Here is a 14,816-nt window from a genome sequence, read left to right on the forward strand (position 1 = left end):
GTGTCAGGCACCACTCGTGGACAAATGTCCACGAGTGGTGCCTGACACCTTCGATTTATAGTTTTATTTTTTTGACACCGGTAATTGGATATCCCAGCCACTGTGAGGCGATTTTTGAGAATATTCGTCTTGAACCAGTGGTGTAAAATTCATGCTCCGGATCTTCCTCGCATGTATCTAATAAACCATTGTACTGAAGGATTGCACTTATTTCATGTGCTGTCTCGTCACCCGAACTAATAACGCTGACAGACTCGCCCATGACATTTTTTATCACCGGCTCTAACAGCGGATAATGGGTGCAGCCTAAAATCAGCGTATCCAATTTTTCATTGAGCATCGGCTTGAGGGCTTCGTCGACAATTCTTTCCGCAATCGGACCTGCAAACTCGTTACTCTCCACAAGCGGAACAAATTTAGGACAGGCATGTGCTTTAACAAAAAGCCGACTATTTAACGATTTTAATGCTCTCTCGTATGCCCCGCTTTTTACAGTACCCACAGTGCCAATAATTCCGACACGATAATTTTTTGTCTTCTTAATAGCCGCTCGTGCTCCTGGATTAATTACCCCTAAGACCGGGATTGGCAATTCCTTACGAATCTCGTCTAATGCCGCAGCAGTTGCCGTATTACAGGCAATGACGAGCATTTTGATTTTTTGCTCTAGTAAAAAAGAGGTCATCTCCCATGTGAATCTCTTAACTTCCCTCGTTGTTCTCGGGCCATATGGGCAGCGCGCTGTATCTCCCAAATAGATGATTTTCTCATTTGGAAGCTGGCGCATCACCTCTTTAGCAACGGTTAATCCGCCAACGCCCGAATCTATCACACCAATAGCTTGTTTCAAAACGTATCGCCTCTTTTAACGCATTTCCTGATGCAATTTCGTTAAGCTTCTTTGAAGAACCTGAATTTCTTCCGGGGTAAAATCAACCAACACTTCTTCTAAGTAAACTTGACGCTTTTTAATTACTTCATCAATGATTCTTTTGCCCTCTTCAAGCAAATGTATTCTGACCACACGACGGTCGTTTGGATTTTTCACCCGTTCTACGAGAAGATTTTTTTCCATCCGGTCAACAAGATCTGTCGTCGTGCTGCATGCCAAGTACATTTTAGTAGAAAGTTCCCCGATTGTCATATCACCATCTTCAAAGAGCCATTGCAAGGCAATAAATTGTGGAGGTGTAATCGTATAAGTACTTAACATTTCTCTTCCTTTTTGCTTGATGATGCCAGAAATGTAACGTAAATCCTTCTCAATATTTGCAACAATGTCCCCATTTGCTGTTTGTGAATTCTCGAGTTTCATCTCAAACACTCCTATAAAAAGCTTTCTTTCCCTGAAACATTAATCTATATAAAAATCTTGTTCCTCGTTGTCGAACTTCATGTTTCTTCTTATTTTCTACTTTTTTCTCTAAAAATTCAAGTTGAAACTATCAGAAAAATATTAGTTTGCCTTTCTTTGGAGTATAATAAAGTGGGAATTTGAATAATAAGCCAAAGGTGAGAAAAGAATGGAAATTGTGATTAGCACGTCAGCACTAAACTGGTTTAAAGAAGAGGTCGAATTAAAAAAAGGGGATAAAGTAAAGTTTTATCCAAAGGTATATGGAAACAGCCCTGTCCAAGAAGGGTTTTCGCTTGGTTTCACTGTGGATAATGATCCTATTGATATCATTGTGAAATACGAAGCAGAAGGTTTTTTATTTTATATTGAAGAAAGGGATTTGTGGTTTTTCAATCAACATGATTTGCATGTCGACTACAATGAACAAAGGGATGAAGTAGAATATAGTTACACCAAGTCGCAGTCGCATAATTAGGGAAAAAATACAGTTCACCGAATAAAATTAGTTTTCAGATTAACAATAATCCTAGTGTTACTTATTAACACTAAAACTTCAATGTGGAGGGATTACTTTGAATATATCTTACGGCTTATTTTCAACCATACTCATTCTGGGACTTAGAGCGGCATTCTTATTAAGTAATCTATCCTCGTGGTTTAAAAGGATGGTAAGAATACCTGCTTTTAATTAAGCAGAGAAGTATTTTCAAGTATCATTAATCCGCATTGTAACAAAAAAGGTAAGCATTTCGATTCGAGTATGCTTACCTTTTTTATTTTTATCTATTCAAAATTAAACCGGCCTCCCAAGAAGGATGCCGGTCAATGTTAAAGTTCTAGCTCTCCCATCCGAAGGAGCTCTACAACTGCTTGTGAACGCCCCTTGACACCAAGCTTTTGCATGGCATTTGAAATGTGATTCCGAACCGTTTTTTCGCTTATAAATAATTCACCAGCGATTTCTTTCGTTGTTTTGTCTTGTACTAATAACTCGAATACTTCTCTTTCACGTTTGGTGAGTAACGGCTTATGATTATAAACATTCTCCTTCAAGTACTGTAACCCTCCTTGCCTTCGCCAGTTATGAACACGGGGTGGGTATATATTTAGTCAACATATCTTATGTGAACAATACAAATGTAGTGACTATATTTACTGAAAGGAGATTGATTTTTGTAAAAAAAAGCTCCTAATCTCTAGGAACTTTTGAGTGATGCATAAATAATATATCGCTTTGGTGCATTCCCTACATAACTAAACGGATAACAAGTGGTTAAAATTAATTCCTCTTTTTCGTGTTGGAGTGTAATAACGCTAGTATCATCAGCCTGGACAATCTTCGTATCAATAATTTCATACGTATATGAACCATACGGCATTTCCATTTTTAGCGAATCACCAAGCTTTAACTCTCCTAATTTACGAAAAACGGTGTCACGGTGTCACGGTGTCCCGATAAAACAATTTGCCCTTGATCACCAGGAAAATAGGCACCCTTATAATGACCGACGCCTTTTTCGAGGTCATCTGGATCCGTTCCTTCAACAATAGCTAACTCTGCCTTAATTTTTGGAATGGCTAATAGTCCGACTGTTTCCCCCATATTAGGAGGCGGACTGTTTTCAACCCTCTTTTTAGAAGCAACCGCAGGCTGATCGGCGATTAGTTCCTTTGCTTCCTGGAGAGATGCATGGGTTTGCGTCTTCACATTGATAAATTGCCAGAGTCCAATCCCTACTAAAACGAGTCCTGTCAAAATAATAAACAGCGGAAATTTATATTTCACCTCTAAAAACCATCCTTTTCTATCCGGCTTTACATTAATAAGAGTATAACAAACAGCAACCGAAAGAACCAATGCAATTATTCGCCCATAAACGACAAAAAACCTTCTTTTCCACATGAGAAAAGAAGGTTTTTCGCCCATTTATGCGTGGTCACTGCCAAAGAAGCTTCTGAAAGCTTGAATGGTTGTATCACGGTTCAATGCAGCAATAGAAGTTGTTAATGGGATACCTTTTGGACAAGATTGAACACAGTTTTGTGAATTACCGCAGTTAGCAAGTCCGCCATCGCCCATAATCGCTTCAAGTCGTTCTGCCTTATTCATAGCACCCGTTGGATGTGCGTTGAAAAGACGAACCTGTGAAAGCGGCTGTGCACCAATAAAGTTTGATTTGCTATTTACATTCGGGCAAGCCTCTAGACATACGCCACAAGTCATACATTTAGAAAGTTCATATGCCCATTGACGCTTTGTCTCAGGCATACGTGGACCAGGTCCTAAATCATAGGTCCCATCAATAGGAATCCATGCTTTTACTTTCTTTAAGGCATCAAACATTCTGCTTCTGTCAACCTGAAGGTCACGCACCACAGGGAATGTTTTCATTGGCGCTAATCGAATTGGCTGTTCCAACTGATCGATTAGTGCTGAACAAGATTGACGCGGTTTGCCGTTGATGACCATCGAACAAGCCCCGCAGACTTCTTCTAAACAGTTCATATCCCAAGTAATTGGGGTAGATGCTTGTCCTTTTGCATTGACAGGGTTTTTACGGATTTCCATTAATGCCGAAATAACATTCATATTTGGGCGATAGGGAACCTCAAATTCCTCCTCATAAGGAGCAGCATTTTCGTTATCTTGACGTGAAATAATAAATTTCACCATTTTAGTATCAGACATTTTTTCTACTCCCCCTTAACTTTTTGCGTAATTGCGTTCGCGTGGCTTAATCAATGAAACATCAACATCTTCGTAATGAAAAGCCGGTGCTGAAGAACTGTCAACAAATTTCGCCATTGTTGTTTTTAAGAATTCTTCATCATTACGTGTAGGGAAGTCAGGCTTATAATGTGCACCACGGCTCTCATTCCGGTTGTATGCACCGATCGTAATAACACGAGCCAATTGCAGCATGTTTTGTAATTGACGAGTAAAGGCTGCACCTTGGTTACTCCATTTCGATGTATCATTAATGTTAATGTTTTTGTAACGTTCTAATAGTTCTTGAATTTTCTCGTCCGTTTTTAATAGTCTGTCATTGTGGCGAACAACGGTTACATTATCCGTCATCCATTCGCCAAGCTCTTTATGAAGAATATAAGCATTTTCATTTCCATCTAAAGACATAACGGCATTCCACTTATCTTCTTGTTCTTTAACATGACGGTCAAATACTGTAGAAGATACGGCATCAGAACTCTTTTCAAGACCTTTGATGTATCTCACTACATTTGGACCAACGACCATTCCACCGTAAATGGCGGAAAGCAAGGAATTGGCACCTAAACGGTTCGCACCATGTTGTGAGTAATCACATTCACCAGCTGCAAATAGCCCTGGAATGTTTGTCATTTGATCATAATCAACCCAAAGGCCACCCATTGAATAGTGAACAGCTGGGAAGATTTTCATTGGAACTTTACGAGGGTCATCACCCATAAACTTTTCATAAATCTCGATAATACCACCGAGTTTAACATCTAATTCATGTGGATCTTTATGAGAAAGATCAAGGTATACCATGTTCTCGCCATTGATTCCGAGTTTTTGATTTACACACACATCGAAAATCTCACGTGTTGCAATATCACGTGGTACAAGGTTTCCATAGGCAGGATATTTTTCTTCTAGGAAGTACCAAGGCTTTCCATCTTTATATGTCCAAACACGTCCACCTTCACCACGAGCCGATTCACTCATTAAGCGAAGTTTATCATCGCCAGGGATGGCAGTCGGGTGGATTTGAATCATTTCTCCATTCGCATAATAAGCGCCTTGCTGGTAAACGATTGATGCAGCAGAACCTGTATTAATAACAGAGTTAGTTGATTTTCCAAAAATAATACCAGGGCCGCCTGTAGCCATGATTACGGCATCGCCTGAGAAGGACTTAATTTCCATTGTTTTTAAGTTTTGAGCAACAATCCCACGACACACACCATCGTCATCAACAACTGCACCCAGGAATTCCCAGCCCTCATATTTCGTTACAAGACCTGCCACTTCTTCGCGGCGAACTTGTTCATCTAATGCATAAAGTAGCTGTTGACCAGTGGTTGCTCCAGCAAATGCAGTACGGTGATGCTGTGTTCCACCAAAGCGGCGGAAATCAAGTAATCCTTCAGGAGTACGGTTAAACATAACTCCCATACGGTCCATTAAGTGAATAATTCCAGGTGCTGCATCACACATTGCTTTTACTGGCGGCTGGTTAGCCAAGAAATCTCCACCATAAACAGTGTCATCAAAGTGAATCCATGTGGAATCGCCTTCACCTTTTGTATTTACTGCTCCATTAATACCACCCTGGGCACAAACAGAGTGAGAGCGTTTAACAGGCACTAAAGAAAATAATTCTACTGGTGTTCCTGTTTCTGCAACCTTTATCGTTGCCATTAAGCCAGCTAAACCACCGCCGACTACAATAACCTTACCTTTACTCATTCGTGACTCACTCCCTTAATCCAAAATCCAATATTTTTCCGAACAATCGTTCATTTGTTATACAAAAGCTAGTAATGTCGTTACACCAACATAGGATAGAGCTAAGAAAATAACGATTGTCACGTATGTAGTAATAACTTGAGATCGAGGCGATACGGTGATGCCCCAGCTAACCAAGAATGACCACAATCCATTTGCAAAGTGAAAAATAGCTGAAATGATACCAACAACATAAAAACCAAACATGAATGGGGATGATAAAATATCTTGCATCATTTGGAAGTTAACTTCATTTCCAAAAGCGGCAGCGATACGAGTTTCCCACACATGCCATGTGATGAAAATTAGTGTAATTACACCAGACACACGTTGTAGTAAAAACATCCAGTTTCTGAAAAAACCATATTGACTTGCATTGTTTTTAGCTGTAAAAGCGATATACAGCCCGTAGATTGCATGGAATAAAATCGGTAAATAAATAATTACAGTTTCTAAAACATAGCGAAATGGAAGATTCCCCATAAAGTTCGCAGCTTTGTTGAAGGATTCTACCCCTTCAGTTGCATAGTGATTCACAATCAGATGCTGCATGACAAAGATCCCGATTGGAATAACCCCAAGCAACGAATGCAATCTCCGATAAACAAACTCTCGATTACCTGCCATAAATTTACCCCCCTATAATGTTTAAAAAAAATGATGTTCAGTTTCTATCAATTTAAATTCCCTTAGTTTGAAACCTAGCATCACTGTGACAATAATGTGACATGTCCATTTTACTCCCATCAGTTAAGAGCGTCAAGAAAACGGATACACATAACTCGCATAAAACTAAAATTTTTTAAATATATTGATATTATAATAAATTATATATACTCGCTAAAAAAATGGGTTTTTTCTCAACATTTCTTGAATTCCTTCAATTAATTACCAAGAAAAAACGGTTGTTATTATTTCTTTATCGGGAATGATAATTATCATGGAAAACAAGGTAAGATATCGCAAAATAACAAAAAATTAAGCTAAATTTGATTCATTATAACTAGAAAAACTGTACTGAAAATTAACCAAAAGTGTATATAATAGAATGATAGAAAGAGGGGAAGCTTGTGAATAATAGTACAGTTATGAATGAAATGATCGATACTGATGAACCCAGAACCATATCCATCTTCGGCTATGAATTAATCAGGGAAGTTCTTTTGCCTGAGATTTTAGGGAAAGATACACCTGAAATTTTATATTGGGCCGGAAAACGACTTGCACGAAAATATCCATTACTGGATCTAGAACAGATTATTGATTTCTTCGCTAAGGCCTCATGGGGCCAGTTAGAACTTGTGAAAGAAAACAAAACAGACTTTCAATTTGAATTAATAAGTCCGCTCATTGTTTCACGTGTTAAGTCCAAGGCTGAACATTTTTTCCAACTCGAAGCAGGATTCCTGGCCCAACAAATTGAAATGCAAAAAGAAGCCAACGCCGAAACCTTCGAACATCCAGTCAAAAAATCAAATAAAGTTGTTTTCACAGTGAAATGGGAAAAAAACTAATTGAAAATGGTGTCAGGCACCGAATAGTGCCTGACACCATTCTTTTTTATTGAACTGCAAGTCCGAATGCTTCGTGTAAAGCTTCTACTGCTTTTAACATATTTATTTCTTCTACTACGGCCGAAACTTTAATTTCTGATGTGCTGACCATTTTGATTTGGATGTTATTTGCAGCAAGTACCTCAAACATCTTTGCTGCGACACCAGGGTTGGAGATCATCCCTGAACCGACGATCGACACCTTCGCTAATTTGTTTTCAGCATCAATTTGCTCATAATTAAGTACTGCTTTATTGTCTTCTAGGACCTTTAATGTTTCTAATAGATCATCCGTATGAATTGAGAATGACAAATTCGCAGATCCACCCTCTGTTGTGCTCTGGATAATAATATCCACATTTAGATGATTTTCAGCAAGTGTTGTAAAGATGGTAGATAGACTGGTTAATGAATTGGCTAATCCTAATACTGTTACTTTTGTTATTTCATCTTCAAATGCGACTCCGCGGACTACTAAGTTTTGTTCCATTGCTGCTTCCCCCTCAATAACTGTTCCTTCTGTTTTCTCCATACTCGAACGAACTTCAAGCCGAACTTGATAATTTTTCGCAAATTCCACTGCTCGTGGATGAAGTACACCTGCACCCAAATTAGCCAACTCGAGCATTTCATCGTACGATACCGATAATAGCTTGCGTGCACTCTTCACATATCTTGGATCCGTTGTGAAAACTCCCGTTACATCAGTATATATGTCGCACTTATCCGCCTTAAGGGCTGCAGCGAGAGCAACGGCTGTAGTGTCGGAACCGCCGCGGCCAAGTGTGGTAATTTCACCGTCTTCGGTGATTCCTTGGAATCCTGCAACAATAACCACTTTGCCAGATTCAAGCTGTGATTCAATCGCTGCTGTTTTAATATTAGAAATCCGGGCATTCCCATGGACTGGTTCTGTCATAATACCTGCCTGCCAGCCTGTAAAGGATACGGCATCAAGCCCTTGCTGGTTGAGAGCCATGGACAGTAACGAAATCGTTACTTGCTCCCCAGTCGATAACAGCATGTCCATTTCTCGTTTATTAGGCTGCGCTGAAATTTCCTTTGCTAAACCGACGAGTGTATCCGTCGATTTACCCATTGCAGAAACAACAACAACCACATTATTTCCCCGGTCAACCTCACCTTTTACACATGACGCGACATTTAAAATTCTTTCTACATTAGCAACCGAAGTGCCTCCGAATTTTTGTACAATTATCCCCATGTTTGTTTTCCCCTTCTCTAGAAGTAATTCATATTTTTCCCCAATTAAACACAAAAAAGCAATGAGAAGGGCATCTCATTGCTTAAAACACGAAAAAAATTCTCGCACCTACAATGTAAGATAGCTCTCCAAGACATTAGTCTTGACAATCCAGCATTTATTCAATACGGGACCAGCAAAGAAAGTTATGAGACCCTCTTTACTTCGGCGAACATCCCCTTTCATGATCCCTCTCAGAAGCTCATCCTTCTCAGAACCACTACTCTTGAAGCTCGCACCTCTACCTTCACTTTAATACGTAAAAGTGATAGTAAATTAAATTTTCACTAATTATAGCATGTTCCTTTTTTTCTGACAATCACTAGGATTGAAGTTTTTTGATCAATTCTTCGGCAACATTCATAGGAATTCCAATATTAATGAATTCTTCTTTACTTGCTTCTTTCATTTTTTTCACCGAGCCGAACTGTTTTAACAATAACTTTTTCCGTTTCTCCCCAATTCCCGGTATTTCATCAAGCAAGGATTGAAACGCAGTTTTTCCGCGCAGTTGGCGATGGAAGGTGATCGCAAAACGATGGACTTCATCTTGAATCCTTTGCAGTAAATAAAACTCCTGGCTGTTTCGCCCGAGCGGAACAATTCCTAATGGATTGCCATACAGCAATTGTGATGTCCGGTGCTTTTCGTCTTTTACAAGCCCAGACAGCGGAATATCTAAACCTAATTCATTTTCCAATACATCACGTACGGCTTCAACATGCCCTTTTCCACCATCGATGATGATTAAATCAGGAAGAGGAAGTTCCTCTTTTAACGCACGTGAGTACCTTCTTCTTGTTACTTCCCGCATCGATTCATAATCATCCGGCCCTTGAACAGTTTTGATTTTGTATTTACGGTATTCACGATGATTTGCCTTGCCATCAATGAAAACCACCATCGCTGATACAGGGTCCGCACCTTGGATGTTAGAGTTATCAAAAGCTTCAATCCGGTGCGGCGTATAAATTCCTAGTAATTCGCCCAGGTTCTCGACTGCCTTAATGGTTCGATTTTCATCCTTTTCAATCAGTGAAAATTTTTCATTCAATGCAATTTTTGCATTTTTAATCGCCAATTGCACAAGATCCTTTTTTTGTCCTCGTTGCGGCTGAAGTACTTTAACTTCTAACAGTTGTTCAGCTAAACTCAACTCGACATCATCTTGGATGAGAATTTCTTTCGGCTTAAAGTGATTCGCTTTCGAATAAAATTGACCGAGGAACGTTAAGATTTCTTCCTCTGGCTCATTATAGACTGGGAACATGGAAACATCTCGCTCAATTAGTTTTCCTTGGCGGACGAAAAAGACCTGCACACACATCCAGCCTTTATCGACTGCATAGCCAAAAACATCACGGTCCGTAAAATCGGTCATCGTAATTTTTTGTTTTTCCATAATCGTTTCAATATGGATGATCTTATCACGATAGTCTTTTGCTCGTTCAAAGTCTAATTCCTCGGACGCAGCAGTCATTTTTTCCTTAAGCTCTTTTTTTATTTCATTATAACCACCATTTAAAAAGCGGGTGATTTCATCCGTCATTTGTTTATACTGTTCTTCTTGAACTTCATTCACACATGGTGCCAGGCACTGTCCTAAATGATAGTATAAACAGACCCTGTCCGGCAGTGTTGAACATTTGCGGAGCGGGTAGATTCGGTCTAGAAGCTTTTTGGTTTCATTTGCAGCTGTCACATTGGGGTATGGACCAAAGTATTTCCCTTTATCCTTTTTTACTTTTCTTGTGATAATAAGTTTGGGATGCTTTTCCGCTGTCAACTTAATAAATGGATAGGTTTTATCATCCTTCAGCATGATATTGTATTTCGGATCATACTTTTTAATAAGATTCAGTTCCAGCAGAAGTGCTTCAATATTCGAAGAGGTGACAATATATTCAAAGTCCTCAATTTCATTGACAAGTCTTAGTGTCTTCCCATCGTGCGACCCAGTGAAATAGGAACGGACACGGTTCTTCAATACCTTTGCTTTTCCGACATAAATAATCGTTCCCTGACGGTCTTTCATCAAGTAGCAGCCAGGCTGATCCGGCAGCAGCGTCAGTTTTTGCTTAATTGTTTCATTCATTCCGGCCACTCCCCTCCCGTCTTATATATATTCTACTGTTAAAATATTAAAGGAAACTGCGCATAATTGAAAGTAGTAGTCTCTTGGAAAAATAAAAAACCTTAGCTCGGTTATTTCCAAGCTAAGGCATTTTTCATTCTATTTACACGTGTTTTTCTAAAACACTTGCTAGTGCATCTTTTGGTTGGAAGCCGACAACTTTGTCAACGACTTCGCCATTTTTCATCACTAATAAAGTTGGGATGCTCATTACACCAAAGTTTGCTGCAGTTTGCGGGTTATCATCCACATCAAGTTTAGTGATTTTTACTTTATCGCCCATGTCTAAATCAAGTTCTTCAAGAACGGGAGCGATCATTTTACAAGGTCCGCACCATGGTGCCCAAAAATCTACAAGAACAAGGCCTGAACCAGTTTCAGCCGAAAAGTTTTGATCAGTTAAATGTGAAATTGCCATTTATATTGCCCTCCTAATGATTACTGAGTTACTATCGAAAGTATAACAAAGTTTGAAAAATCAAGCTAATAAATTGCTTAGCCACATCGTTAATTCTTCCCAAGTATGAACCTAAGTATCCGAAAAATTAAGCGAGCGGAGACATTCCGCTCGCTTTTTTATTGTCTAGTTATAGAAACTAAGCACTGCCGCTCGTCTTATTATGAGTGTACCTTCAATTTTTTAAACTCTTCAGTTAATAAAGGCACCACTTCAAATAAGTCGCCGACAATTCCATAATCTGCTACTTTGAAAATATTTGCTTCTGGGTCCTTGTTAATAGCAACGATTACCTTTGAGTTGGACATTCCCGCTAAGTGTTGAATAGCTCCAGAAATACCACAAGCAATGTACAGGTCTGGTGTGACAACCTTGCCAGTCTGGCCAATTTGCAGCGAGTAATCGCAATAGTCAGCATCACAGGCACCACGAGAAGCACCTACCGCTCCGCCAAGGACGGCTGCAAGTTCTTTAAGCGGCTGGAATCCATCCGCACTTTTTACACCGCGGCCTCCTGAAATAACTACTTTTGCTTCACTTAGGTCAACACCCTCACTCGCTTTTCTGACGACCTCTTTAATTATTGCACGAAGGTCCTTGATTTCTACAGAAAGGGTTGATACATCGCCGCTTCTGCTTTCATCTTTTTCTAACGGGGTGATGTTATTTGGTCGTACTGTTGCGAAAATTAAGCCCTCTGTAACAATTTTCTTTTCAAAGGCTTTACCGGAATAAATCGGTCTTGTGAAAACAACATTACCACCTGCTACTTCAACAGCTGTAGCGTCGGAAATTAAACCTGATGCTAATTTTCCAGCAATTCTTGGGGAAAGGTCTTTACCTAATGAGGTATGACCAATAACCAATCCTTCTGGTTTTTCTTGATCGAGCACCGCTAAAAGTGCTTGAGAATAACCATCCGATGTATAAAGTTTTAATTTCTCATCTTCAACCACAACCACACGGTCCGCACCAAATTGGATTAACTCAGTCGATAGAGCGCTTACAGAATCGCCCACTAAAACACCAACAACTTCTCCGCCCTCAGCAACTGTTTTTGCTGCTGCAATCGCTTCGAATGATACATTACGTAATGAACCGTCACGAACTTCTCCTAAAACTACTACTTTTCTTGACATTCCATATACCTCCTGAGAACAAAATTTGTATTAAACCAGTTAGATTACTTTTGCTTCGGTATGAAGAAGATGAACAAGTTCTTTTACTTGATCATTTAAATCGCCAGCCAAAACGCGGCCTGCTTCTTTCTTAGGCGGTAAATAAAGTTCGATCGTTTTTGTTTTTGCTTCCACATCGTCTTCTTCAAGGTCTAGGTCATCTAATTCTAATTCTTCAAGCGGCTTCTTCTTTGCTTTCATAATTCCTGGTAGGGATGGGTAGCGCGGCTCGTTTAGACCTTGTTGGGCTGTAACTAATAGCGGAAGGCTAGTTTCAATAATTTCTGAATCACCTTCAACGTCACGTGTAACGGTTACATTTGTTCCGTCAATTTCTAACTTAGTAATAGTTGTTACATAAGGTATGTTTAACAGTTCTGCAACACGCGGTCCCACTTGGCCTGTTCCACCGTCAATCGCTACATTCCCGCCAATAATTAAATCAGCATCTTTATCTTTTAGATATTCAGCAAGAATCTTTGCTGTTGTAAATTGATCTCCGCCTTCAACATCATCCTCCGTATTGATAAGGACTGCTGTATCTGCCCCCATCGCCAGCGCAGTACGTAATTGCTTTTCTGTTTCTTCAGTTCCAACAGATATAACGGTTACTTCTCCACCCTTAGCATCGCGAACTTGGATTGCTTCTTCAATTGCATATTCATCATACGGATTGATGATAAATTCAGCACCATCCTCATTAATTTTTCCAGCAGAAATCGAAATTTTTTCCTCGGTATCAAAGGTTCTTTTCATTAATACATAAATATTCATGATTTCCCTCCTAATAAAATTTCGAGCATTCGCTCAGTTTGAAAGATTAAGAAAATTTTTTATAAAAAAAAGGGCTTCCTTTACAATTATACCTGCAAAGATAAGTTTATTCACCCTTAAAATGTGGTTCTCTTTTTTCAATAAAGGCTTGAATGCCTTCTTTTCCATCGTTAGAAATAAACACTTCACCGAATAACTCAGATTCTCTTTTGGAACCTTCGTAGAACTCGTTTGTTTTTGCATAATTTAACAATTCAATCGCTGCTTTAATGGACCCAGGGCTTTTTTTCGCGATTTTTCCTGCTAGCTTTAACGCCTCCTCGACTACTTCTGTTTCGGGAAAGGCTCGATTCGCTAAACCAAATTGGACTGCTTCAACACCTGTGATTGGCTCAGATGTGAACAGCATCTCAGCAGCTCTTGCCACGCCCACATATTTAGGAAGGCGCTGCGAGCCCGCAAATCCTGGAATTAAGCCAAGCTGTAATTCAGGCAGACCTAGTTTGGCCTTTTCACTAACATAGCGGATATGGCATGCCATTGCTAGTTCGAGCCCCCCGCCGAGCGCTGCTCCATGGATAGCGGCAATAATCGGTTTCGGGAATTTTTCCATCCGGTCAAATAAGTCTTGTCCAAACTTCCCAAGATTAGAAAATCCTTCAGAAGTAGTAACCGTGGTAAATTCCTTAATATCTGCACCAGCAGAGAAAAAGCGCCCTTCTCCATGAATGACAATCACTCTGATCTCGCGATTAGGTTCAATTTCATCGAGTACCGTTGACAATTCCCTTAAAAGTCCTGAGGAAAGGGCGTTTGCCGGCGGACGATCAATAGTGATTGTGGCAATACTGTCCTGATATGACCATTTTAAGTATTCCATTGGAATTCCCCCTATTTTCATATTTACCGGCTTCCACAGCCATTAATCAAGAGGCGATGGACTGGAGATGCCAGTGCAACTAGATCGTACTTTTCCTCATTCATCACCCACGATGTCACAGTTTCATCGATTGTACCGAAAATCATTTGCCGGGCCAATCGAGTATCGAGGTCGCTGGAAAACTCTCCGGTTTCTTTACCTTCAATAACAATCTTATCAATTATCTGCAGGTAACCCCTTAGAACATTATTAATTCGGAGCCGCAAATCCTTATTCGATTGCCGTAACTCCAGCTGTGTCACGATAGCCATGTGATGATCTTCAGAAAGCATGCTAAAATGAGCCTCTACCATCATTAATAACTTCTCTGCCGCTGTCCCTTTTCCTGCTATCATTGTATCTATTTTTTCAATGAAACTTCCCATTTTTTCTTCAAAGAGAGAGATAAGGATGTCTTCCTTGTTTTTAAAATATAGATAAATGGTTCCATCAGCTACTCCAGCCTGCTTAGCAATTTTTGAAACTTGAGCTTGATGGTAGCCATTTTCCGCGATCACAATCACCGCAGCATCAATAATTTGCATGTATTTTGGCCTGCTTTTTTTCAACTATATCCCTCCTTTGAAAGAAAAGTTTCGTTCAGTTAATGCGGTTAATATTATTAGGCTGTGTTATACTTGTCTGTTGATTTACGTTCCAGACACTAGGCGTGCCGGGGAGCCTCCTC

At 39.7% G+C, this 14,816-nt stretch carries 15 protein-coding genes, 1 pseudogene and 1 riboswitch; of the genes and pseudogenes, 2 read left to right on the forward strand and 14 right to left on the reverse strand.

The genetic code is table 11. From position 1 onward, the window contains the following. Window positions 1-55: 55 nt before the first annotated feature. Together racE and V7659_RS19695 are read right to left on the reverse strand one after the other, a co-directional pair. Entirely contained in the window at window positions 56-850 is a 795-nt protein-coding gene (gene racE, locus V7659_RS19690) for a glutamate racemase (RefSeq protein ID WP_335541595.1), read from the reverse strand. A gap of 15 nt (window positions 851-865) precedes the next feature. Next, on the reverse strand, window positions 866-1,315 hold the full coding sequence (locus tag V7659_RS19695; protein ID WP_335541597.1) for a MarR family winged helix-turn-helix transcriptional regulator: 450 nt from the start codon (window positions 1,313-1,315) through the stop codon (window positions 866-868). A gap of 208 nt (window positions 1,316-1,523) precedes the next feature. On the opposite strand from V7659_RS19695, the gene V7659_RS19700 reads away from it, so the two are divergent. Then, a complete protein-coding gene (locus V7659_RS19700) occupies window positions 1,524-1,832 on the forward strand; it encodes a HesB/YadR/YfhF family protein (RefSeq protein ID WP_144547857.1) in 309 nt (102 codons plus the stop codon). A 353-nt stretch (window positions 1,833-2,185) separates the two neighbouring features. On the opposite strand, the gene gerE is transcribed toward V7659_RS19700, so the two are convergent. From gerE to V7659_RS19725, 5 genes and pseudogenes are all read right to left on the reverse strand, one after another. Then, window positions 2,186-2,410, reverse strand: coding sequence for a spore germination transcription factor GerE (gerE, locus tag V7659_RS19705; RefSeq protein WP_026563391.1), 225 nt, complete (start codon window positions 2,408-2,410; stop codon window positions 2,186-2,188). Window positions 2,411-2,553: 143 nt separating this feature from the next. Further along, window positions 2,554-3,143, reverse strand: a pseudogene (locus tag V7659_RS19710) (class D sortase). A gap of 141 nt (window positions 3,144-3,284) precedes the next feature. Continuing rightward, a complete protein-coding gene (sdhB, locus tag V7659_RS19715) occupies window positions 3,285-4,046 on the reverse strand; it encodes a succinate dehydrogenase iron-sulfur subunit (RefSeq protein WP_283875324.1) in 762 nt (253 codons plus the stop codon). A gap of 15 nt (window positions 4,047-4,061) precedes the next feature. Next, entirely contained in the window at window positions 4,062-5,810 is a 1,749-nt protein-coding gene (gene sdhA, locus V7659_RS19720; protein WP_335541600.1) for a succinate dehydrogenase flavoprotein subunit, read from the reverse strand. Window positions 5,811-5,867: 57 nt separating this feature from the next. Then, a complete protein-coding gene (locus tag V7659_RS19725; RefSeq protein WP_335541602.1) occupies window positions 5,868-6,476 on the reverse strand; it encodes a succinate dehydrogenase cytochrome b558 subunit in 609 nt (202 codons plus the stop codon). Between the two features lie 443 nt (window positions 6,477-6,919). Between V7659_RS19725 and V7659_RS19730 the strand changes: the two genes are divergently transcribed. Next, window positions 6,920-7,363: a YslB family protein gene (locus V7659_RS19730; RefSeq protein ID WP_420491747.1), complete on the forward strand. Its 444-nt coding sequence runs from the start codon at window positions 6,920-6,922 to the stop codon at window positions 7,361-7,363. A 46-nt stretch (window positions 7,364-7,409) separates the two neighbouring features. On the opposite strand, the gene V7659_RS19735 is transcribed toward V7659_RS19730, so the two are convergent. The 7 genes from V7659_RS19735 to V7659_RS19765 all read right to left on the reverse strand — a co-directional run bounded on the left by V7659_RS19735 (window position 7,410) and on the right by V7659_RS19765 (window position 14,697). Beyond that, window positions 7,410-8,627: an aspartate kinase gene (locus V7659_RS19735; RefSeq protein WP_335541605.1), complete on the reverse strand. Its 1,218-nt coding sequence runs from the start codon at window positions 8,625-8,627 to the stop codon at window positions 7,410-7,412. 113 nt (window positions 8,628-8,740) lie between these two features. Beyond that, a riboswitch (Lysine riboswitch) is annotated at window positions 8,741-8,918 on the reverse strand. Between the two features lie 70 nt (window positions 8,919-8,988). After that, window positions 8,989-10,761: an excinuclease ABC subunit UvrC gene (uvrC, locus tag V7659_RS19740; RefSeq protein WP_335541607.1), complete on the reverse strand. Its 1,773-nt coding sequence runs from the start codon at window positions 10,759-10,761 to the stop codon at window positions 8,989-8,991. 142 nt (window positions 10,762-10,903) lie between these two features. Then, the gene (gene trxA / locus V7659_RS19745; RefSeq protein WP_335541608.1) at window positions 10,904-11,218 is read right to left on the reverse strand and encodes a thioredoxin; all 315 of its coding nucleotides are present in this window, start codon (window positions 11,216-11,218) and stop codon (window positions 10,904-10,906) included. A gap of 200 nt (window positions 11,219-11,418) precedes the next feature. Beyond that, on the reverse strand, window positions 11,419-12,396 hold the full coding sequence (locus V7659_RS19750) for an electron transfer flavoprotein subunit alpha/FixB family protein (RefSeq protein ID WP_335541609.1): 978 nt from the start codon (window positions 12,394-12,396) through the stop codon (window positions 11,419-11,421). Window positions 12,397-12,435: 39 nt separating this feature from the next. Next, window positions 12,436-13,209 carry an electron transfer flavoprotein subunit beta/FixA family protein gene (locus V7659_RS19755; RefSeq protein ID WP_335541611.1) on the reverse strand — a complete coding sequence of 258 codons (774 nt, stop codon included), beginning with the start codon at window positions 13,207-13,209 and terminating at the stop codon, window positions 12,436-12,438. A 106-nt stretch (window positions 13,210-13,315) separates the two neighbouring features. After that, on the reverse strand, window positions 13,316-14,089 hold the full coding sequence (locus V7659_RS19760; protein ID WP_335541612.1) for an enoyl-CoA hydratase: 774 nt from the start codon (window positions 14,087-14,089) through the stop codon (window positions 13,316-13,318). A 23-nt stretch (window positions 14,090-14,112) separates the two neighbouring features. Beyond that, window positions 14,113-14,697 (reverse strand): TetR/AcrR family transcriptional regulator, encoded by a 585-nt coding sequence (locus V7659_RS19765; RefSeq protein ID WP_335541614.1) that lies wholly within the window; start codon window positions 14,695-14,697, stop codon window positions 14,113-14,115. Window positions 14,698-14,816 lie beyond the last annotated feature (119 nt).

This window comes from Neobacillus drentensis (assembly GCF_036966985.1).
GTDB classification, from domain to species: Bacteria; Bacillota; Bacilli; order Bacillales; family Cytobacillaceae; genus Neobacillus; species Neobacillus drentensis_E.

Bases quoted from the DNA above. Each gene is read 5' to 3' on its own strand.
- V7659_RS19695 (WP_335541597.1), bottom strand. From the start codon at position 1,315: ATGAAACTCGAGAATTCACAAACAGCAAATGGGGACATTGTTGCAAAT.
- V7659_RS19700 (WP_144547857.1), top strand. From the start codon at position 1,524: ATGGAAATTGTGATTAGCACGTCAGCACTAAACTGGTTTAAAGAAGAG.
- sdhB (WP_283875324.1), bottom strand. From the start codon at position 4,046: ATGTCTGATACTAAAATGGTGAAATTTATTATTTCACGTCAAGATAAC.
- sdhA (WP_335541600.1), bottom strand. From the start codon at position 5,810: ATGAGTAAAGGTAAGGTTATTGTAGTCGGCGGTGGTTTAGCTGGCTTA.
- V7659_RS19725 (WP_335541602.1), bottom strand. From the start codon at position 6,476: ATGGCAGGTAATCGAGAGTTTGTTTATCGGAGATTGCATTCGTTGCTT.
- V7659_RS19735 (WP_335541605.1), bottom strand. From the start codon at position 8,627: ATGGGGATAATTGTACAAAAATTCGGAGGCACTTCGGTTGCTAATGTA.
- uvrC (WP_335541607.1), bottom strand. From the start codon at position 10,761: ATGAATGAAACAATTAAGCAAAAACTGACGCTGCTGCCGGATCAGCCT.
- trxA (WP_335541608.1), bottom strand. From the start codon at position 11,218: ATGGCAATTTCACATTTAACTGATCAAAACTTTTCGGCTGAAACTGGT.
- V7659_RS19750 (WP_335541609.1), bottom strand. From the start codon at position 12,396: ATGTCAAGAAAAGTAGTAGTTTTAGGAGAAGTTCGTGACGGTTCATTA.
- V7659_RS19755 (WP_335541611.1), bottom strand. From the start codon at position 13,209: ATGAATATTTATGTATTAATGAAAAGAACCTTTGATACCGAGGAAAAA.
- V7659_RS19760 (WP_335541612.1), bottom strand. From the start codon at position 14,089: ATGGAATACTTAAAATGGTCATATCAGGACAGTATTGCCACAATCACT.